General features: G+C 70.7%; 22 protein-coding genes and 2 pseudogenes. 4 read left to right on the top strand and 20 right to left on the bottom strand.

Translation table 11 applies throughout. The features are described 5' to 3' along the window. Positions 1-68: 68 nt before the first annotated feature. The 10 genes from VGV13_01775 to VGV13_01730 form a co-directional block, all read right to left on the bottom strand. Positions 69-191 carry a hypothetical protein gene (locus VGV13_01775; protein ID HEV8639810.1) on the bottom strand — a complete coding sequence of 41 codons (123 nt, stop codon included), beginning with the start codon at positions 189-191 and terminating at the stop codon, positions 69-71. Between the two features lie 230 nt (positions 192-421). Next, entirely contained in the window at positions 422-1,543 is a 1,122-nt protein-coding gene (locus VGV13_01770) for a nitronate monooxygenase (GenBank protein ID HEV8639809.1), read from the bottom strand. Continuing rightward, complete coding sequence (locus tag VGV13_01765; GenBank protein HEV8639808.1) at positions 1,540-3,237, bottom strand: AMP-binding protein; 1,698 nt, start codon at positions 3,235-3,237, stop codon at positions 1,540-1,542. The genes VGV13_01770 and VGV13_01765 overlap by 4 nt, the downstream gene beginning before the upstream one ends. A gap of 6 nt (positions 3,238-3,243) precedes the next feature. Next, a complete protein-coding gene (locus VGV13_01760; protein ID HEV8639807.1) occupies positions 3,244-4,137 on the bottom strand; it encodes a TatD family hydrolase in 894 nt (297 codons plus the stop codon). Further along, complete coding sequence (locus VGV13_01755; GenBank protein ID HEV8639806.1) at positions 4,121-5,329, bottom strand: CaiB/BaiF CoA-transferase family protein; 1,209 nt, start codon at positions 5,327-5,329, stop codon at positions 4,121-4,123. The genes VGV13_01760 and VGV13_01755 overlap by 17 nt, the downstream gene beginning before the upstream one ends. Further along, positions 5,326-5,481, bottom strand: coding sequence for a hypothetical protein (locus VGV13_01750; protein ID HEV8639805.1), 156 nt, complete (start codon positions 5,479-5,481; stop codon positions 5,326-5,328). The genes VGV13_01755 and VGV13_01750 overlap by 4 nt, the downstream gene beginning before the upstream one ends. A 37-nt stretch (positions 5,482-5,518) precedes the next feature. Continuing rightward, entirely contained in the window at positions 5,519-5,941 is a 423-nt protein-coding gene (locus VGV13_01745) for a heme-binding protein (protein ID HEV8639804.1), read from the bottom strand. A 7-nt stretch (positions 5,942-5,948) separates the two neighbouring features. Next, complete coding sequence (locus VGV13_01740) at positions 5,949-6,260, bottom strand: Rieske (2Fe-2S) protein (GenBank protein ID HEV8639803.1); 312 nt, start codon at positions 6,258-6,260, stop codon at positions 5,949-5,951. 24 nt (positions 6,261-6,284) lie between these two features. After that, entirely contained in the window at positions 6,285-6,968 is a 684-nt protein-coding gene (locus tag VGV13_01735; GenBank protein ID HEV8639802.1) for an iron-containing redox enzyme family protein, read from the bottom strand. 24 nt (positions 6,969-6,992) lie between these two features. After that, entirely contained in the window at positions 6,993-7,487 is a 495-nt protein-coding gene (locus tag VGV13_01730) for an MOSC domain-containing protein (protein HEV8639801.1), read from the bottom strand. A 26-nt stretch (positions 7,488-7,513) separates the two neighbouring features. Between VGV13_01730 and VGV13_01725 the strand changes: the two genes are divergently transcribed. Together VGV13_01725 and VGV13_01720 are read left to right on the top strand one after the other, a co-directional pair. Then, positions 7,514-7,855 carry a TRAP transporter small permease subunit gene (locus VGV13_01725; GenBank protein HEV8639800.1) on the top strand — a complete coding sequence of 114 codons (342 nt, stop codon included), beginning with the start codon at positions 7,514-7,516 and terminating at the stop codon, positions 7,853-7,855. A gap of 121 nt (positions 7,856-7,976) precedes the next feature. After that, positions 7,977-9,278: a TRAP transporter large permease gene (locus tag VGV13_01720; GenBank protein ID HEV8639799.1), complete on the top strand. Its 1,302-nt coding sequence runs from the start codon at positions 7,977-7,979 to the stop codon at positions 9,276-9,278. Positions 9,279-9,324: 46 nt separating this feature from the next. Here the strand turns inward: VGV13_01720 and VGV13_01715 are convergent, their stop codons facing one another. From VGV13_01715 to VGV13_01675, 9 genes and pseudogenes are all read right to left on the bottom strand, one after another. Then, positions 9,325-9,804 (bottom strand): phosphoribosyltransferase family protein, encoded by a 480-nt coding sequence (locus VGV13_01715; GenBank protein ID HEV8639798.1) that lies wholly within the window; start codon positions 9,802-9,804, stop codon positions 9,325-9,327. Beyond that, positions 9,801-10,229 carry a TIGR03668 family PPOX class F420-dependent oxidoreductase gene (locus VGV13_01710; GenBank protein ID HEV8639797.1) on the bottom strand — a complete coding sequence of 143 codons (429 nt, stop codon included), beginning with the start codon at positions 10,227-10,229 and terminating at the stop codon, positions 9,801-9,803. The genes VGV13_01715 and VGV13_01710 overlap by 4 nt, the downstream gene beginning before the upstream one ends. Further along, positions 10,226-11,062, bottom strand: a complete 837-nt coding sequence (locus VGV13_01705) for an LLM class F420-dependent oxidoreductase (GenBank protein HEV8639796.1) — start codon at positions 11,060-11,062, stop codon at positions 10,226-10,228. The genes VGV13_01710 and VGV13_01705 overlap by 4 nt, the downstream gene beginning before the upstream one ends. A gap of 9 nt (positions 11,063-11,071) precedes the next feature. Beyond that, positions 11,072-11,431, bottom strand: a complete 360-nt coding sequence (locus tag VGV13_01700) for a nuclear transport factor 2 family protein (protein HEV8639795.1) — start codon at positions 11,429-11,431, stop codon at positions 11,072-11,074. Positions 11,432-11,473: 42 nt separating this feature from the next. Continuing rightward, positions 11,474-11,851: pseudogene (locus VGV13_01695) on the bottom strand (VOC family protein). Next, a pseudogene (locus VGV13_01690) lies at positions 11,848-12,033 on the bottom strand (acetamidase/formamidase family protein). The pseudogenes VGV13_01695 and VGV13_01690 overlap by 4 nt, the downstream one beginning before the upstream one ends. A 49-nt stretch (positions 12,034-12,082) precedes the next feature. Continuing rightward, complete coding sequence (locus tag VGV13_01685; protein HEV8639794.1) at positions 12,083-12,535, bottom strand: DoxX family protein; 453 nt, start codon at positions 12,533-12,535, stop codon at positions 12,083-12,085. 1 nt (position 12,536) lies between these two features. Continuing rightward, a complete protein-coding gene (locus VGV13_01680) occupies positions 12,537-13,376 on the bottom strand; it encodes a hypothetical protein (protein ID HEV8639793.1) in 840 nt (279 codons plus the stop codon). A 3-nt stretch (positions 13,377-13,379) separates the two neighbouring features. After that, on the bottom strand, positions 13,380-13,730 hold the full coding sequence (locus tag VGV13_01675) for a hypothetical protein (protein ID HEV8639792.1): 351 nt from the start codon (positions 13,728-13,730) through the stop codon (positions 13,380-13,382). A gap of 107 nt (positions 13,731-13,837) precedes the next feature. Here VGV13_01675 and VGV13_01670 point away from each other — a divergent pair, with 107 nt between their 5' ends. Then, positions 13,838-14,548 (top strand): FadR/GntR family transcriptional regulator, encoded by a 711-nt coding sequence (locus VGV13_01670; GenBank protein HEV8639791.1) that lies wholly within the window; start codon positions 13,838-13,840, stop codon positions 14,546-14,548. 3 nt (positions 14,549-14,551) lie between these two features. After that, entirely contained in the window at positions 14,552-15,784 is a 1,233-nt protein-coding gene (locus VGV13_01665) for a DUF1015 domain-containing protein (GenBank protein ID HEV8639790.1), read from the top strand. Between the two features lie 88 nt (positions 15,785-15,872). Here VGV13_01665 and VGV13_01660 read toward each other — a convergent pair whose 3' ends face one another. Continuing rightward, positions 15,873-17,357 carry an ISNCY family transposase gene (locus VGV13_01660; GenBank protein ID HEV8639789.1) on the bottom strand — a complete coding sequence of 495 codons (1,485 nt, stop codon included), beginning with the start codon at positions 17,355-17,357 and terminating at the stop codon, positions 15,873-15,875. Between the last annotated feature and the right edge of the window lie 100 nt (positions 17,358-17,457).

Genomic DNA, 17,457 nt, shown 5'->3' with positions numbered 1-17,457 from the left:
CGTCGAGCTTCACGGGCGTCTCCTTCCCCGGGGTGCCCCTCGAGAATACTCGACGCCCGGTGAGGCGTCTAGCGGCCGGCCGCCGCCTCGCCCCGCAGCGTCATGACCGTCGAGCTGGCCCGCGCCACCAGCCGCGTCTTGTCGTCGACGACGTCGCATTCGACGAGCCCGATCGTCCGGCCGCCCCGCACGACGCGACCCGTGGCGGTGAGTTTCCCCGTCCAGAAGGGCTTGAGGGCGTGAGCTCGGCGTTGTCGTGGGCGCGCTTGCGACGTGGGCCGCGCGCCACGTGCACCGCTCGAGCGCGCTCGTCCACGACGCCTGTGGTCACCCGGTGGAGATGAAGTACTTCTGCCGGCACTACGCCGGGCGGGTCGGCGGGAGCACCGTGCGCATCGCGCGCCGCCCGCGCGACGCGCCGCTAGGTCAGGCGCACCCTCCGGGGGAGCGCGTCGAGGACGGCGCGCGCCTCGCGGATGACGCTCTCGACCACCTCGCGCGCGCCCGGAAGGTCGTGGATCAGACCGACGCTCTGGCCGGCCATCATCGGGTAGTAATCGGCGTTGCCTTGCTTGAGCGCGGCGACGTAGACGTCGCTGGCGGCGGCCCGCTGGACGAGCGGCGGCAGAACCGGCGCCCCGGACGTCGTGTAGTCTCGGGTGAACGTGTTGGCGAGCGCCCGTGCCCAGAGGCCGGTGAGGACGTCCGTCACGGTGGTCGCGCCGCTCTCGCTCTCGAGCACGCGCTTCTTGTACAGCTCGGGCGCCATCGACTCGCGCGTCGCCACGAAGCGCGTGCCCAGCAGCACGCCGCTCGCTCCGAGGGCGAGCGCCGCGACCAAGCCCCGGCCGTCGGCAATGCCGCCCGCCGCCACGACGGGCACCGGCACCGCGTCGACGACCTGGGGGAGCAGGGCGATGATACCCACGCTCGTCGCCTCGGGCGACGCGGGCTTGCCGTCCAGCGAGCGGTGACCGCCGGCCTCGCTGCCCTGAGCGACGATCATGTCGGCACCGTCCGCCGCCGCGGCGCGGGCGTCCTCCACGGTCGCGACCATGGCCATGACCTTGATGCCGCGCCGATGGCATTGCTCGACAAGCTCGCGCTCGAGCGAGCCGAGGGCCGCCGAGAACACCGGCGGCCGCTCGTCGAGGATGACCGCGATCGCGGCGCCTACAAGGTCGGGCGCCCGACCTGGGCGCGCCGCCGTCGGGGGAATGCCCAGCCGCTCGCGAAAACGACCGAGCATCGCCTGGGCGCCGCGCAGCGTCTCCTCGGGCACGCTGCCAGGATCGATCGGCGGCCGGAGTGCCTTGTGTAGCCAGAGGTTCACCCCGAAGGGGCGGTCGGTCAGCTCGCGCACGTGGCGGATCATCTTCCGTAGGTCGTCGGGCGGGACGTTGAGCCCGGCGAGAATGCCGAGACCGCCTGCGCGGCAGACCTCGGCCACCAACTCCGGCCCGGCGACGCCACCCATGCCGGACTGGACGATCGGGTACTCGATGCCGAGGAGATCGCACAGCTGGGTCCTGAACGCGCTCATGCCGGGCCGCCTCCGAACTCGCGAATCGCTTGCTCCCGCAGCTTGCCGCGCTGGACCTTGTCGCCGTGCGGGCCCGGCGTGCGCGGTACGTCCTCGACGAACCGGATCCAGAGAGGGATCTTGTACGAGGCGATCTTGCCGCGACAGAACGCGCGGAGCGCCTCCTCGGTGAGACGCACGCCCTCGCCCGCGATCACATAGGCCACGGGCGCCTCGTTGAGCTTCGGATCGGGAACGCCCACGACGAACGCTTGCCGTACGTCCGGGTGCGACATGAGGAACGCCTCGATCTCACCGGGCGCGACCATGAAGTGACTGATGCGGAGCGTCTCGCGGAGCCGGCCCTTGAAGATCGTGTGCCCTTGGCCGTCCTGGATGCCGAGGTCGCCGGAGCAGAACCAGCCATCTGGCGTGAAGGCGGCCGCAGTCTCTTCCGGTTTCTTGTAATAACCGCGCGTGACGCGCTCGCCCCTGAACCGCAGTTCCCCCTCCTCGCCGGGTTTGCAGATCGCGCCCGTCTCAGGATGGACGACGCGCACCTCGAGGCCAGGCGCCGGGTGGACGCCCGGGAGCTTCCGGAGCTCGAGCGGCTCGTCGAGGTGGTGGTAGAGCGCCATCGCATTCACCTCGGTCATGCCGTAGGGCTCGTAGCCATGCCTGACGCCGATCTTCCCGACCCACGCCTCGAAGAGGCCGCGCCCGCCGCCGCCGGTCGAGCCGAGCCCGCCCGTGCGGAGCGACGAGCGGTCGTAGCGCTCGAGGTCTGGATGGTCGAGCACAGCCTTCACCATCACGTCCACCGCGTTCCAGACGGTGCAGCGCTCGCGCTCGATGAGCTGGAGCGCGCGGAGCGGATCGAACACGTCCATGAGGACGAGGGAGGCGCCGTGGCTCCACGTCGTGAGCGGGATGTTGACGCCGCCCCAGGTGCCAGCCGCGGGGAGGGCGTGGAGAACTCGATCGTGGGGCGTCATGCGCAACACGTCGCCGATGGTCCAGCCGTGAGGGACGCAATTGCGATGCGTGATCATCGCCCCTTTCGGAAACGACGTCGTCCCTGAGGTGTAGAGGATCGTGAAGACGTCGTCCGGCCTCGGTGTCGGGGCCGGGGGCTGCAGGGGGCTCCCGTCGCTCGGAACGACACTCGCGCGAGAGCCCCTCGCAGCCCCCGACCCAGCGCCGAGGTCGACGACGTCCGCGAGGCGATGGCAGCCGGGGTAGGGGTCGTCGGCGTCCACGATGACGTGGCGGAGCTCGGGAAATCTCGCGCTCGTGAGTTCGCCGGGGACCGACGCGGGCAGCTCGGGTAGCACCTCATGGAGCGTCTCGAAGTAATCGATGCCGCCGAGGTGGTCGGTGACGAGGAGCGCCTTCGCCTCCGACTGGCCGAGGATGTACCCGAGCTCGTGCGCCTTGTAGCGCGGGTTGAGCGCGACGACGACGGCGCCGAGACGCGCGCACGCGTACTGGGCGAAGAACCACTCGGGCCGGTTCGGGAGCCAAATCGCGACGTTCTCGCCGTGGCGGATGCCGAGGGCTGCGAGGCCACGGGCGAGCCGGTCCACGCGCTCGCGGAACTCGGCGAACGAGACGCGCGCCTCGCCGAACACCATTGCCTCGCGCGATCCATACCGTGTTGCGACGGCGTCGAGCATGGCGGCGGCGGTGGTGTCCGCGAACGGGTTGGCGACCACGGTCGGCTACTCGAGGCGGAAGAGCGCGACCGCGTTCCGGTACCCCACGCGCGCCGCCACGTCCGGCGTGAGCTCCCCGAGGACGCGGCGCGTCCACGTGAAGAGCCGGTCGAGCATCGCCGGCTCGAGGAGCCGCGGCGCCCACACGTCGACGCCCATCAGGAAGCGGTCCGGCATCTTCTCGATCAGCGCCTTCCACGCAGGATCGAGTGGCCCGTTCTCGGATGCGAGCGAGGGCTTGCGCAGGAAGTGCATCCCGGAGAGGTCGACCATGAGGTTCGGGTTGCGCGCGAGCAGCCCCTCCACGAGCGCGGGCGGGCCCTCGCCGGCGTGGGCGAGGACGAGCCTCGCCTTCCGGTGCGCCGCGAGTGCCTGATCGAGTGCGGCGGCGGCAGCGGCGGTCAGCTCGTAGTGAATGACCACAGGCACGCCGTGCTGGGCGGCGAAGTCGAGAACCTTCCCGAACGCGGCGTCGTTGGGATCGCGCTCGATGTTCCGACGCCCGAGCTGTCTCAGGTGCACCTCGCCGAGGACGCGCGGCCGGCGGCGGTCGAGATCGTGACCGAGCCGCTGCGCCGCGACATCGGAGGTCGGGTCGGGCACAGGAAGCCCCGCGATCACGCGGTCGGGGTACTTGCGGGCCGCGGCGGCGATCCAGTCCGCGTCGTCCTTCTGTACGCCGCCGACGCCGAGCAGCACCACTCTGGTGACGTTGTGCCGCTTCATCGCCTCCACGTAGGCGTCGATCGCCCCGGCGTTCGACAGGTGCGAGTGCGCATCGATCAGCGGTCCCGCGTACTCGGCTCCGGCGACGGCGACCGTCACCGACCCCGCGACGACGAGGCCGGCGAGCGCAAGCGCGATGGCGATCGTGCGCGCCGAGCTAGATGACGCCGGCACGCTTCAGCTCGTCGAGCTCGGCGTCGCTGAGCCCGAGCGACGCGTAGACGTCACGGTTGTGGGCGCCGAGCGACGGCCCTGCCCAGCGGACCGAGGCGGGCGTGTCGGCGAGGCGGGGCGTGGGCGCCGTCATGCGCACGGTGCCGAGATCGGGATCGGGGACGTCCATGAAGATGCCGCGCGCGACCACATGCGGGTCCTCGGTGATGTCCGCGATGTCGTAGACGGGCGCCGCCGTGAGGTCCATCGTTTCGAACAGGTGGAGCATCTCGTCGAGCGTGCGTGCACCGATCGCGCGCGCGAGGGCCGCGTCCACGAGGTCGTTGTGGGCGACCCGCGCGTCGTTGGTCACAAACCTGGGGTCCTTCATGAGGTCGCCGAGGCCGAGTCCGTCGAAGAGTGCCCTCGCCGACGCGGGCGTCGAGGCCGAGAGGGCGATCCACTCACCGTCGCGCGTCCGGTAGGTGCCGCGTGGGCTGGCGTTGTCGGACTGGTTGCCGTGGCGCGCCCGGATCTTGCCGTCGAGCGCGTACTCGGCGGCGGCGGGTCCGAGGACGGAGAGCAGCGGCTCGTAGAGCGAGATGTCGATCACCTGACCGCGGCCCCCGATCGCATCGCGGTGGCGCAGCGCCGCGAGTACCGCCGCTGCCCCCGCCAGCGCGGCGACCATGTCGGCCATCGGGAACGAGGGAAGCGTCGGCGGCCCGTCCGCCGGCCCGGTCGCCGCGGCGAAGCCGCTCATCGCTTCCACCATCGTGCCGAAGCCCGGCCGGTCGCGGTAGGGGCCGTCCTGCCCCCACCCCGACACGCGTGCAAGAACCAACCGCGGATTTTCGGCGGAGAGGACGTCCCAGCCGAGCCCCCATTTTTCGAGCGTGCCCGGGACAAAGTTCTCGATGAGGACGTCGGCGTCCCTCACGAGCCGCCTGAGCAGCGCCTGGCCGCGCGGATGGGCGAGATTGAGGGTGACCGAGCGCTTGCCGCGCGCGTAGACCTTCCACCAGAGCTGGCCCCGCTCCTTGAGCCAGGTGCGGAGGGGATCGCCCCCGCGCGGGTTTTCCACCTTGATCACGTCGGCGCCGTGGTCGGCCAGCACCGTCGACAGCACGCCCCCGGCGATCAGGCGAGAGCAGTCGATGACGCGCAGTCCCTGGAGCGCTCGGGGGACCGGCGACCGCGGGTCGGCCATCATTTCGGCGCCTTCTTGAAGTGGAGCGCGAGGGCTTCCGTGACCCGGGCCAGCGCTTCCTTTTCCGTCCGGCCCGTGACGCTCACGTGGTAAGCGACGGCCGTCGCCACCCACTCGCCGGTCTCGTTCTGGTAGACCTCGACCTCGAACTGCACGCCCGCCAGATTACCTCAGATTCCCGCCGTGGGGGTCTCAGTGAGCCTGGCGGATCTGTGGGTGGCCGGCGGCGGCCTCGGCGATCGTGTGATCGTTCTCGGCGGGCACGGCCCCGCTGACACCCACGGCGCCCACGATCCGACTGTTCTCGACGATCGGCACGCCGCCCTTGCCGAAGACGAATTGCGAGGCGCCGAGCGTGGCCACGTTGTCGGCAAAGAGCATGCGCTTGGTGAACCGCTCCTCCAGATCGAGCGTGCTCGCCTGGAAGGCGGCCGCCGCATTGGCTTTGGCGCGGGCGATCTCGGGTGTCACCCAGAGCGCCTCGTCCATGCGGTCACAGGCCACGAGGTGCCCCGCGTCGTCCACGACGGCGATGGCGACCTTGAAGCCCAACTCGCGGGACTTGGTCAGACCCCGCTCGATGCACTCGTGGGCCTGCTTGAGCGTGAGAGCCATGTAACCCTCAGCCTCCCAGGGTGATCCAGACCTCCCCCGCGTCGACGCGGACGGGATAGCTGGGCACGCGCGCGTTGCGGCCCGGCATCAGGCACTGGCCCGTTCGGACGTCGTACATCCATCCGTGCCACGGGCACGCCAGCCGCGTGCCGCTGAGCCGGCCCTGGCTGAGCGGCCCGCCCTGGTGAGCGCAGGTGTCGCCGCACGCGTAGACGGTGTCGCCCACGCGGGCCAGGACGATGCGCACGTCGTTGAGGTCGACGCGCTTGAGCTGACCGGCCGGGAGCTCGTCCAGGCGGGCCACGCGGACTTCACCCACTCACGGGTCTTCTTTGAGGATCGCTCACGGGTCATCTTTGAGGACATGGGCGCGGTAGAGCCCGGTCATGTACTGCCAGCGCATCTCCGTCGCCTGGCGGACCGCCTCGATCGCCCGCTGCCGCATCTCGGGCGTCGTCGAGTACGTCTCGACGATCTCGTAGCCGCGCTCGCCATGCACCTCGTCGGCCTCGATGTGGACGGCGAAGAACTCGATCTCGTGATCCGTGAAGCCATAGAGCGGCTTGAGGGGCGGCAGGTTGCGGCGGTAGATGCCGGGGACCTGCGACTCCAGTCCGACCAGGAGCCCGGCGGCGGCTTCGTAGAAGGGCCGGTGGGCCATCTCGTAGCACCACGCGGTCAGGGCCCGGGTGGTGGGAAGCTGGACCGTACGCTCGACCTCGGCGCGGCTCACGCCGCAGGCCTCGGCGAAGCGGATGAGCAGATCCACGTGCTTGGTGCCCGACTCCTCCTCGATGATGTTCTCCAGCAGGAAATCCCGGGCGTCACTGTAGGGACACTCGGCGTACACCGCGGCGCACCAGCGGGGGAACTGCGAGACGTACTGGTAGTGCTGCGCCGCCCAGGCCCCGAGCTGGGCGCGCGTCAGCTCGCCCTTGACCCACTTCTCGGTGAAGGGGTTCAGGCGGCTGTGCTTGGCGTTGACGGCGGCTTCGAGCTGTCGGCGGAACTCGCTGTGCTCAGCCATGGCGCCTCTCCCTTCGGGGGCCTGTCAAGCGGGGCGGACGACGTCGCCGATACGGATGATCCCTTCGTTGAGGATCTGGGCGCGCAACCCACCACGGTGGATCAGACCGCTCATGAGGCGGGGGCGCCCCACCAGGTCCTCGAGGTGCCGGCAGGGCTCGCAGAGCCGCGTCCCCCGCATCTGCACCGATCCGACCCAGAACGTCTTGCCGACCAGATGATTGAGCGGCACGCCGGCCGTCGCGATGTTGCGCCGCGTCTCGCCCGCGGTGACGTTGATCCCGAGGCGCTCGCCAGCGGCGTTGACGAGACCGTGCCACAAAGCCTCGATCGTCTCCATCTCGATCAGCGTGACCTCGCGCCCGCCGACGCTGGGCCAGTCGGAGTAGTGCCCGCGCCCCAGGAAGTAGCGGTCGCCCTCGAGGCCCCGACCGGGCACGGCCCGCACCTCCTTGACGACCTCCAGCGGCGTGCCGGCCTCTTTGCCGATGTGAAGGGAGACGACGTTGCCCTGCCACATGCGCACATCATAAGGTATGATCCGGCCTGCCGTACACCGGGCTCATCGACGGTCACGTCTCGGTGGACATGCTGACCGGGCGGCTCGGGCCCCGCGGCCAGCACCTGGTCATCGCGGTGAACGCGGTGGTGACGGCCGTGCTCCTGGGCGTCATCACCGTGGAGATGGCGGTGCTGGCCCGCGAGTACGACGCGATCGACCGGACGACCATCACCGCACGGATCCCCATCCTTCCCTTCCTGGTGCCGGTGGCCGGCGCCGCCGCGCTGGCCACGCTGGCCTCGCTGGTTCAGGCGGCGGGCGCCGCCGTCCGCGCGCTCCGTCCCGGCCTGCCGCCGCTGCCCGCGCCGCCCCGCTCGAGGGCATGAACTCCAGCCTGATTCGCTGGCTTCGAGCGCGGGCTGTGCCCGCGCAACCGGTTCTGGGGGAGGTCTCGGAGGGGGCCGTAACGTCCGCCCCCTCCGACGATCGTAGCCCCCCTCCCAGGAAATGCACGAACTGCTGATCTCCGCGCTCGGCTTCGCGCTGATGATGGTGCTGATCCTCGCGCGCGTGCCGATCGCCGCGGCCATGGCCATCGTCGGCGTGTTGGGCAGCGCGGCGCTCGCGGGCTGGTCGGCGGCGCTGGCCACGCTCAAGCAGGGGCCGTTCGAGCGCGCCACCTCCTATACGCTGGTGGTCGTCCCGCTCTTCGTCCTGATGGGTTACCTGGCCGCCCAGGCCGGGCTCAGCCAGAACCTGTTTCGCGCCGCCAACGTCTGGCTCGGCCACTGGCGCGGGGGGCTGGCCATGGCCACGGTCGGCGCCTGCGCAGGCTTCGCCGCCATCTGCGGCTCATCGGTCGCGACGGGGGCGGCGATGTGCACGGTCGCGCTGCCCGAGATGCGGCGCTACCGGTACGCCGACAGTCTCTCTACCGGCTCGATCGCGGCCGGGGCGACGCTGGGCATCATGATCCCGCCCAGCATCATCTTCGTCCTCTACGGGATCCTCACCGAGCAGTCCATCGGCAAGCTCCTGATGGCCGGCGTCCTGCCCGGTCTGGTGGAGACGGTGCTGTTCATCATCGCCATCGCCATCGTGGCGGCGGTCTGGCCCACCCTCGGCGCCGCCGGGCCGCGGGCCACCTGGCGGGAGCGCCTGCGCGCCGTCCGCGACGTCTGGGAAGTCGTCGTCCTCTTCCTCATCGTCATCGGCGGGATCTATCTCGGCCTGGCCACGCCGGCGGAGTCGGCGGCCTTCGGCGTGGTGGGCGCCCTCGCCTTCGGCGTGCTCAGGCGCACGCTGGGCTGGCGGAAGCTGCTCACCGCGCTCGACGAGACCGTCCGGACGACGGCGATGGTCTTCTTCATCGTGATCGGCGCCGACCTCTTCAACTACTTCATGGCGCTCTCTCAGATGCCGATGCGCCTGGCCGCCTGGCTGGCGCACCTGCAGGTGGCCCCGGTGGTCGTGCTGTGGACGATCATCGTGACGTACGTCATCCTGGGCGCGCTGATGGACGAGCTGGCGATGATTTTACTGACGGTGCCCATCTTCTTCCCGGTCGTCACCGGCGTCGGCTACGATCCGATCTGGTTCGGCGTCGTCATCGTGGTGGTGGTGCAGATCGGGCTGATCGCCCCGCCCATCGGCCTCAACGTGTTCGTCATCGGCGGCATGGCCCGCGACGTGCCCCTGGCCACCATCTACCGGGGCATCATGCCCTTCCTGGCGACGCAGATCGTCCTGCTCGCGCTGCTGACGCTCTGGCCCCCGCTGGCGCTGCTGCTGCCGAGCACCATGCGGTAGGAGGATGGTCACGGCCGGTGGCCCCGGTTTGGCTCCCGGAGTGGCCTCACTCGGGTAGAGGACGGGCAGGCTCCCAGGGGTACACGATCCAGGCGTCCGTTTCCTCGGCGTAGTAGTCGGGGCCGTCGCCGGGGAAGCGGTTGCGGCGCGGCTTGTAGTGCAGCACGCACACGTCCACGCGGGCACCCGCCTTGCGCAGGCGGTCGCGCAGCGCCACGATCGTGCTGCCGCTGTCCCACACGTCGTCGACGACGAGGATGCGGCGCCCGGCCACCTGCTGCGCCTCGGGAAACTGGACGAAGACCGGCTCGGGCAGCGCGCGCTGCTCGCCGTCGTAGAGCATCACCGCCGCGAAGAGGATGTTGCGGATGTTGGCGCGCTCGCTGATGAGGCAGGCCGGCACCATCCCACCCCGGGCGACGACGAGGATGTTGTCGTAGCCGCGGGGCAGCGCCTCGAGCAGCCTGCCTACCAGGCGCTCGACGTCGCTCCAGGAGACGTGGTGCTTCGTGGGCTCCGCGCTCACGCGTATCGCCAGCAGACGTAGCGTTCCGGCGCGATGCGGATCAGGGTGCCGGCCTCCCGGCTGAGCCCCATCGCGCGGTACTGGGGATACTTGGCGAGGAGCAGATCGATCCCGCGCGCGTAGTCGGCGCCACCGGTCAGGATCTCGGCGCGCCCCGCCACGATCACGTGGCAGAGCCGGGTCCACTCCTCGTCGTACTGGTCCACCACCAGCGCGACCGCGGGGTTCTCGGCGATGTTGCGGAGGCGCCGCAGCGCGCGGGTGCGCTTGGGCTTGGCGTCAATCGCCGAGTAGACGTGCTGCCCGTCGAACGCATAGCAGACCGGCACCACCAGCGGCCGCGCCGCGCGGTCCGCCGTCCCCAGCCGGGCCACCCGCGCCTGATGCAGCAGCTCGAGGGCCCAGCCGGGTGGGGCGTCGCTCACCGGATCAGCTTCGCGTACTGGTCGAGGAGCGGCAGGATCTTGTCGCGCCCCTCGGGGGGTAGCCGGAAAAGGGCGCGCGTAATGCCGGCCGACCGGTAGGTGTCGAGCGTCTTGTCGTCCGGCTTGGCCCCGAAGACCGAGACCGAGATCGTCTTCATGTCGCGCCCGGCCCTGGCCGCGCGCGCCTTGAGGTCGGCCAGCCCGGGCAGGATGGCCTGCTCGCTGCGACCGCGCGGGAACCAGCCGTCGCAGAAGTCGACGACACGCTGGAGGGTATGGCCGCTCTCGCCGCCCAGCAGGACCGGCGGATGCGGCTTCTGCGCGGGCTTGGGCCAGCACCAGATCGGGTCGAAGTTGACGAGTTCGCCGTGGAACTCCGCCACGTCCTTCGTCCAGATCTCCTTCATGGCCAGCACCTGCTCGCGCAGCCGCTTGAAACGCGTCTTGAAGACGGTGCCGTGGTGCTCCATCTCCTCGGCGTTCCAGCCGCCGCCGATGCCGAAGAGGACGCGGCCGCCCGACAGGAGGTCGAGGCTGGCCACGGACTTGGCGGTGCTGATCGTGTCGCGCTCGATGATGAGACAGATGCCGGTGCCCACCCGCAGCCGCTTGGTGGCTGCCGCGGCGGCCATCAGCGTGACGAACGGATCGAGCGTGTACTTGTACTCCTCGGGAAGCTGGGCGCTGCCCGCGAACGGGCTGCGGCGGCTGGTGGGGATGTGGGTGTGCTCGGGCACGAAGAGCGACTCGAAGCCGCGCTCCTCGGCGGCTCGGGCCAGCTCGTCGATGCGGATGGCGTACTCGGTGGCGAAGATGCAGAGTCCGATGTGCATGCGTCCCTCCTAGGGCTGGGGTGAGAGCGAGAAGTGGGTGTGGGTGGCCAGCCAGCGGCCGCCGCGCCGCTCGAAAAGGATGGTCAGCCGGCCGGGGCGGGGAACAGTCGTGCCGTCCGGGCTCATGCCGAGCGAGTCCCAGCGCGCGGCGATCCAGCCGTGGTCGCCGACGATGGCGCCGCGCGCCTCGTCTACGCGAACGGTGAAGTCGCGGATGCGCGGCCACACCGGCCGCCACTGATTCTCGGCGACTTTATCCACGCCCTCGACCATCTCGGCCCGGGTGCCGAAGGCCAGCAGCTCGGGGGCGCAGAGCGCCCGGCCCCCGGCGAAGTCCCGCGCGCGCACGCGCGCCTGCCACTGGTACAGCCACGCGCGGAGCGGCGCCAGATCGTCGGCGCCCGCGGCGGGCAGCTCGTTGGAGATCTCGATCAGGTTGCCGTCAGGGTCGCGCAGATAGATCGACTGGATGGGCCCGCGGGCGCCCGTGCGCCCCACCGGGCCCTCCTCCACGGCCACGCCGCAGGCCTGGAGGTGGGCGGTCCACCGAGCCAGCGGCTCGTCGGTCAACAGGCAGAGGTCGGCCGACCCCGGCGTGGGCCGCGCCGCCACGAGGTTGAAGCCCCGCCCCACGGGATGGAGGTTGATCTTCTGGTCGCCGAAGCGCAGCGCCGTCCGGCCCTGACCAAACGTAACGACCTCCATGCCCAGGACGCGCCGGTAGAACTCGGCGGTGGCAGCGAGGTCGCGCACGGTGAGGACGAAGTGGTCGAGCCGGTCGATCTTCAGACGAAGACGCTCTCGGGCAGGAAAGCCGAGACGATCCAGTTGGGGGCGTCGATGATCTCGCTGATCTTCAGATCGACGGCGACGCTGGCCAGCACGTAGGCCTCCTCGCGCGAGAGGCCGCGTTGCTCCTCGAGGTGGTCGATCATGTAGCGGATCGCCTGGTGGGCGGCTCTGAAGAGATCTCGTAGTGGACCCGGCTCGCGTCGAGATGGTGCGTGCGGGCCATCGCGGTCAGGGCAGATCGTGCGGGTGGCGGTACGCGCCGTCCACCGACCAGGCGCCCGGTCCCGTGAACACGATCGCCACCGTCGTCACCAGCACCAGGAGCGCGAACTCGTAGCCCCCGACCGCCGCCCGTCCCGACGTGCCGTCCATGACGGCGTGCATGAAGAAGCCCTGCGGCCAGTGCAGCAGGAAGACCGCCGCCGCCATGATCGGCACCTGGGCCAGCGCCGCCACGGTCGTCCAAAATCCAATGATGAGGGCGAGCCCGCCGAGGAAGTGGGCGCCGAACAGGTACCAGGTGAGCAGGCCCGAGAGCTCCTCGGGGTTGCCGATGCGGGTCATCAGATCCCTGGTGCGCTCGAGCCCCAGGACGGCCGCCGCGTAGTAACCGTGCATGACGAAAATGATGCCCAGCATGATGCGCAGGAGCGCCAGGCCCCACGCGCGCCGGTCGTTCATATCACGCCAGGTCGTTCCACACGACCATGCCGGTACCGGTGCGCCAGGCGAGGGCCGGCATGTACGCGAGCACGTCGGCCGGGCCCCGCGTGAAGGCCAGGGCCACGATCCACGCGTTGAGCTCGGCGGTGCCCCCCGAACCCGCTTCCTCCATGCGCTCCAGCGTGCACTCGCGCAGGAGCGCTCCGTGGTCGCCCTTCTTGAGCATGTCGAGGAACCACTGGTCGAACTCCTCGTCGACCCAGAAGTAGCGCGGGCCGCCGGGCTCGTGGGAGAGGCCGCCGGTGCCGATGACGGCGATGCGCTCGGGGCCGGGATAGGCTTGGAGCATGTCGCGCACCGCGGTGCCGACCTGATACGCGCGCTCGGGCGTGGGGATGGGCGGCACCGTGCAGTTCATCGTCACCGGGACCAGCGGGAACCGCCCCTGGGGGTTCAGGTAGTGCATGGGCACCGAGATCCCGTCGTCGAACTGCATGGTCCTCAGATACGCGAGCGCGAGTCGCCGGCGCGCGCCTTCGTTGACGATGTAGCGCGCCAGCGCCGGGTGGCCGGGAATGCGGTACTTGCCGAGCGCCAGCCACTCGTCGTACCAGTCGGCGGGACCGACGTGCTCCTCGCCGATGCCCACGGTGAACTCGGGCGTGTTGTTGATGGGCCAGTTGAGCAGGTGGTCGTTGCTGAAGGCGATGACGACGTCCGGCCGCGCCGCCTCTAGCCGCTGACTCATCTCGGCCAGCGCGCGCAGCGCCGTCTTCTGCTGCTCCTCCGGCGCCCGATCGAACCATCCGGTGAGGCCGGGCGAGTGGGTGAGGGCCATGGCGGCGACGATCCGCGCCATGCCCTAGCTCCGCGCCCGCCGCTCGAGCCGCTCGGCCAGCGCGAACGCCTTCGCCGTCTCCTCGGGGAAGGCGCGCTGGTAGGCCTCGAGCACGGGGTGATTGTTGGTGTTCAGCGACGCGCCGTAGAACAGTCTCAGGATTTGCGGAATGAGGTACTGGTGGACGCCCATCTCGTTGAGTCGCCGCACGTCCTTGTCCCGGAGCGCCTCGTACTCCGGGCGGCTCAGCCCGAACTCCCGGCCCAGCCCCTCGAGGTCGGTCGTCCAGCGCTCGCGCAGCCGGGCGTCGCGGCGCACGTAGAAGATCATCTCGTTGATCGGCAGCGTCTTGTCGCAGCGCTCCACGTTACCCATGCGGACCTCCTTGGGACCGGTAGGGGGTCCAGCGGCGGCCATAGTGTACCCGATTTGCGGGCCCCCCTTGACTTCGTCGGGCTTTGGTCAGACAGTGGCCCGCACCAATGTTCAGCTCCGTCCGCACGCCACGCGTCTACGAGCACATCGTCCGGCAGGTCGAGCGCGCCATCTTCGAGGGACGCCTGCGCACCGGCGATCGGCTGCCGCCGGAGCGCGAGCTGGTCCGCCAGTTCCGCGCCAGCCGCGTCGCCGTGCGGGAGGCGTTGCGCACGCTCGAGCACCGCGGCCTCATCGCGGTGCGCCACGGCTCCAGCGGCGGCCATTTCGTGCGTCACGTCGATACCGGGCTCCTCCGCCGCGACTTCGCCACGCTGCTGCGGCTGGCGCGGGTGTCGGTGGCCCACCTCCTGGAGACGCGTCTGCTGATCGAGCCGGAGGTCGCGCGGCTGGCCGCCGACCGCGCCACCGACGTCGATCTCAAGGCGCTGGGCACCGCGCTGGACGAGCGCGCCGCGCTGATGGCGGGGGGCGGCCCTCCGCGCCCGCTCGACATCGGCTTCCACCGCCTGGTGGCGGCGGCCGCGAGGAACCCGGTGCACGCCGTGCTGACGGACGCCCTCATGGATCTCGAGGCGGAGGTGGTGGGGTCGCGGATCGAGCTGACGGCGGAGGACCAGGCCGTGGTCGGCGCCGCCCACGGCGAGATCCTCGAAGCGATCGCCGCGCGCGAGGGCGAACGCGCCCGCGTCGCGATGCAGGGCCACATCGTGGACGTGCAGCGGCGGCTGCGTCGGGACGTGCGAGACGCCTCCTGAGCCGTGAAGATCCGGGCGTTCCGCGGCTACCGCTACGGCCTCGGGCAGCAGCGCGATTTCTCCAAGGTGGCGGCGCCTCCCTACGACCAGATCAGCCCCCAGACGCAGGAGCAGCTCCTCGCGCTCAGCCCTCATAACATCGTCCGCGTCACGCTTCCCAGAGAGGAGCCGGGAGCCGACAAGTATCGGGGAGCGCGCCACGTGCTCGAGGGCTGGCTGGCCGACGGCGTCTGGGCCAGGGAGGAGCGGGCCGCGATCTATCCCTACCATCAGACCTATGCGGTCGGCGGCGTCCCGGTGACCCGCGCCGGGTTCGTCGCCCTGGGCGAGGTCAGCGACTACGCCCAGGGCGTCGTGCGCCCCCACGAGCGGACGCACGCCGGCCCCAAGCAGGATCGGATGCGGCTGTTGGAGGCGACGGGCGCCGACGTCGGTCTGCTCTTCATGCTGGTCAGCGATCCGGACCGCGCGCTGCTGGAGGCGGTGAGGCCGACGGGCGAACCGATCGCCGAGGCGCGCGACCTGAAGGGTGAGCTGCACCGGCTGTGGCGCATCACCGACGGGGCCACCATCGCCCGGGTGAAGGCCCTCATGGCGCCCAAGTCGGTGATCATCGCCGACGGGCACCATCGCTACGAGACGGCCGTCGAGTACGGGCGCCGCCATTCGGGCGCGCGCGACAAGCTCATGGCCTTCTGCACCCTGGAGGCGCCGGGGCTCACGATCTTTCCGAACCATCGCCTCGTGCACCAAGTGGACGGGTTCACGCTCGAGGGGCTGGCGAAGGCGGCGGGCGCCTGGTTCGACGTGGGCCCGCTCGACGATCCCCTCCGCTTCCGTCCGACCAATCGGACCATCGGCGTCGTCGCCGGCCGGCGGGCGATGGTGTTCAGCCTGCGCGATGACGCGTTCGAGCGCCTGCCCTGGCCGCGCGGGACCTCGCGGGCCTGGCGCGGGCTGGCGGTGTCGATCCTCCACGAGGGGCTGCTCAAGCCGCTCCTCGACATCACGGACGAAAGGCTCGACGCCAAGACGCACGTCGACTACACCGCCGACCAGGCCGAGGCGGTCGGGCTGGCCGGCGCCGGACGCTGCCAGGCGGCCTTCCTCATCGCGCCGACCACCGCCGGGGAGCTGCGGGCGGTGGTGGACGGGGGCGAGCGGCTGCCGCAAAAGTCGACGCACTTCTATCCGAAGCTTCTGGACGGCCTCGTGTTCCACCGCTACGAAAAGTGAGCGAGGCGTGGCCGCGGTGTCGGAGGTGTCAAACCAGGGCATGTCGCTGGTCAATGAAAATGTCATCCCTTACTGCAACGTGAAAATGTCATCCCCCCGGGGGTATCGGCGTCCGCCGGTTCTTGGCCGCGATCGCCCACGTCGCCGCGCGTCGCCACGGATGCGAAGGCGCGGGGCGCCATCGCGCGCGCGGGGAATTTCGCGTGCGCGGGGGGGTATCGACATAGCCGCCCCCCTCTCGATCGTGCGTTGTAGCGCCTCCTGCGGGCTCGGCCCTCGCCGCGGCGGGGGTGACATCCGTCGTGAGCCCCGCCGGACGCTGCTTCTCGGCCCGCGCGAGGTCGGTGAGCGCCTCGCGCATCGCGGTGGCCTGTCGCTGGCGACGTCCCTGCCGCTCGGAGGACGGCGAGCGCCGTGGCGTGAGGACGAAGTCGGGGCCCGGACTCGGCTGCGTGGCGAGCACCCGCCCGTCGTGCAGGATGACGAGGCGGCCCTCGAGGAGTTCGCGAACCTCCACGCGCAGCCCGGCGTAGCCGCGCCCGTGCGCGCGGGACGGCAGCTGCACCCGGCGGTCGCCGAGGCGGATCGTATGGTCGCGCGCGACGACGCGGGTGTAGCGACAGCTCAGCACGAGCGCGAGATCGCGGGGCGGGCGGCGCCAGACGGCCGGGGGCGTGGCCGGGGGATGGGCGAAGCGCGGATTGAAGTCGGCGATGAACTCCGGCAGGTAGGCCTCGGCGGCCGCGGGCGTCTTGATGCCGCGCAGGCGCAGTTCGCTCGGGAGGCGATCCTGCAAGGTCGCCCACAGCCGCTCGATGCGGCCTTTGGCCTGGGGGGAATGGGCGCTGATGTAGCTGATGCCCAGGTCCTGGAACATGCGGCCCAGGTGCGTGGGGTGCCGCTCGCCGGCGAGCTGCTCCTCGAGCGTCCAGTGGCGGTCGTTGCGGACAAACACGTTTAGGCGGTCGCCGTAGACGGCGAGCGGCAGCCCATGGAGCGTGAAGACCTCGTGGAAGAGGCCCGTGTAGCCGTGCAGATCCTCGGCCTCGCGGAACGTCAGGGCGAGGATCTGGCCGGTGGCGTCATCGATGACGCCGAGCAGGGTCAGCCGCGGGCCGCGGTCTTCCAGCCAGTCGAAGGGGCTGCCGTCGGTCTGCACCAGCGCGCCCGCGGCGGCGGCCGGCGTGCGGCGGCGCCGATAGCGCGGGGCGCGGCGGGGCCGTTGCGCCGGGCGGCCCGCGGCGAGGCGCAGGCGGCGCACCGACTCCCGGCTGAGCGACAGGTGCTCGACCTCGCGCAGTTTCTCCGTGAGATGGACGTCGTTGAAGCCCTCATACACGGTGGTCATGAGGGTCGTGACCTTGGTGCGGAGCGCCGCCGGCAAGCGGTGGGCCGACGGCTGGCCACGGCTCTGGTGGCGCAGGGCCGCGGCCCCGCCCGTCTCGAGGCGGCGCTTCAAGCGCTGAAATTGCCGGACGCTCAGCCGCAGACTCTTGGCTCCTTGCCGATTGGTGATGCGTCCTGCGAGGGCGGCCCTGACCAGGCCGGCCCGGAGCAACTCCTTCCGGCTCATCGTGAAGGTCTCCATGGGGGAATGACACTTCCACGAAGGGAGCCCCCCATGACACTTTCACGTAGCAGTTACCCCATGACATTTTCATGTAGCAGCAGCA

Source organism: Candidatus Methylomirabilota bacterium (genome assembly GCA_036001065.1).
In the GTDB taxonomy this organism is placed as follows: Bacteria; Methylomirabilota; Methylomirabilia; order Rokubacteriales; family CSP1-6; genus MNEF01.
Note: the sequence above shows the minus strand (reverse complement) of the source record. Positions and strands in the feature narration are given on the sequence as shown.

Bases quoted from the DNA above. Each gene is read 5' to 3' on its own strand.
- VGV13_01770 (HEV8639809.1), bottom strand. From the start codon at position 1,543: ATGAGCGCGTTCAGGACCCAGCTGTGCGATCTCCTCGGCATCGAGTAC.
- VGV13_01755 (HEV8639806.1), bottom strand. From the start codon at position 5,329: ATGATGGCCGACCCGCGGTCGCCGGTCCCCCGAGCGCTCCAGGGACTG.
- VGV13_01745 (HEV8639804.1), bottom strand. From the start codon at position 5,941: ATGGCTCTCACGCTCAAGCAGGCCCACGAGTGCATCGAGCGGGGTCTG.
- VGV13_01735 (HEV8639802.1), bottom strand. From the start codon at position 6,968: ATGGCTGAGCACAGCGAGTTCCGCCGACAGCTCGAAGCCGCCGTCAAC.
- VGV13_01730 (HEV8639801.1), bottom strand. From the start codon at position 7,487: ATGTGGCAGGGCAACGTCGTCTCCCTTCACATCGGCAAAGAGGCCGGC.
- VGV13_01720 (HEV8639799.1), top strand. From the start codon at position 7,977: ATGCACGAACTGCTGATCTCCGCGCTCGGCTTCGCGCTGATGATGGTG.
- VGV13_01705 (HEV8639796.1), bottom strand. From the start codon at position 11,062: ATGCACATCGGACTCTGCATCTTCGCCACCGAGTACGCCATCCGCATC.
- VGV13_01685 (HEV8639794.1), bottom strand. From the start codon at position 12,535: ATGAACGACCGGCGCGCGTGGGGCCTGGCGCTCCTGCGCATCATGCTG.
- VGV13_01680 (HEV8639793.1), bottom strand. From the start codon at position 13,376: ATGGCGCGGATCGTCGCCGCCATGGCCCTCACCCACTCGCCCGGCCTC.
- VGV13_01675 (HEV8639792.1), bottom strand. From the start codon at position 13,730: ATGGGTAACGTGGAGCGCTGCGACAAGACGCTGCCGATCAACGAGATG.
- VGV13_01670 (HEV8639791.1), top strand. From the start codon at position 13,838: ATGTTCAGCTCCGTCCGCACGCCACGCGTCTACGAGCACATCGTCCGG.
- VGV13_01660 (HEV8639789.1), bottom strand. From the start codon at position 17,357: ATGAGCCGGAAGGAGTTGCTCCGGGCCGGCCTGGTCAGGGCCGCCCTC.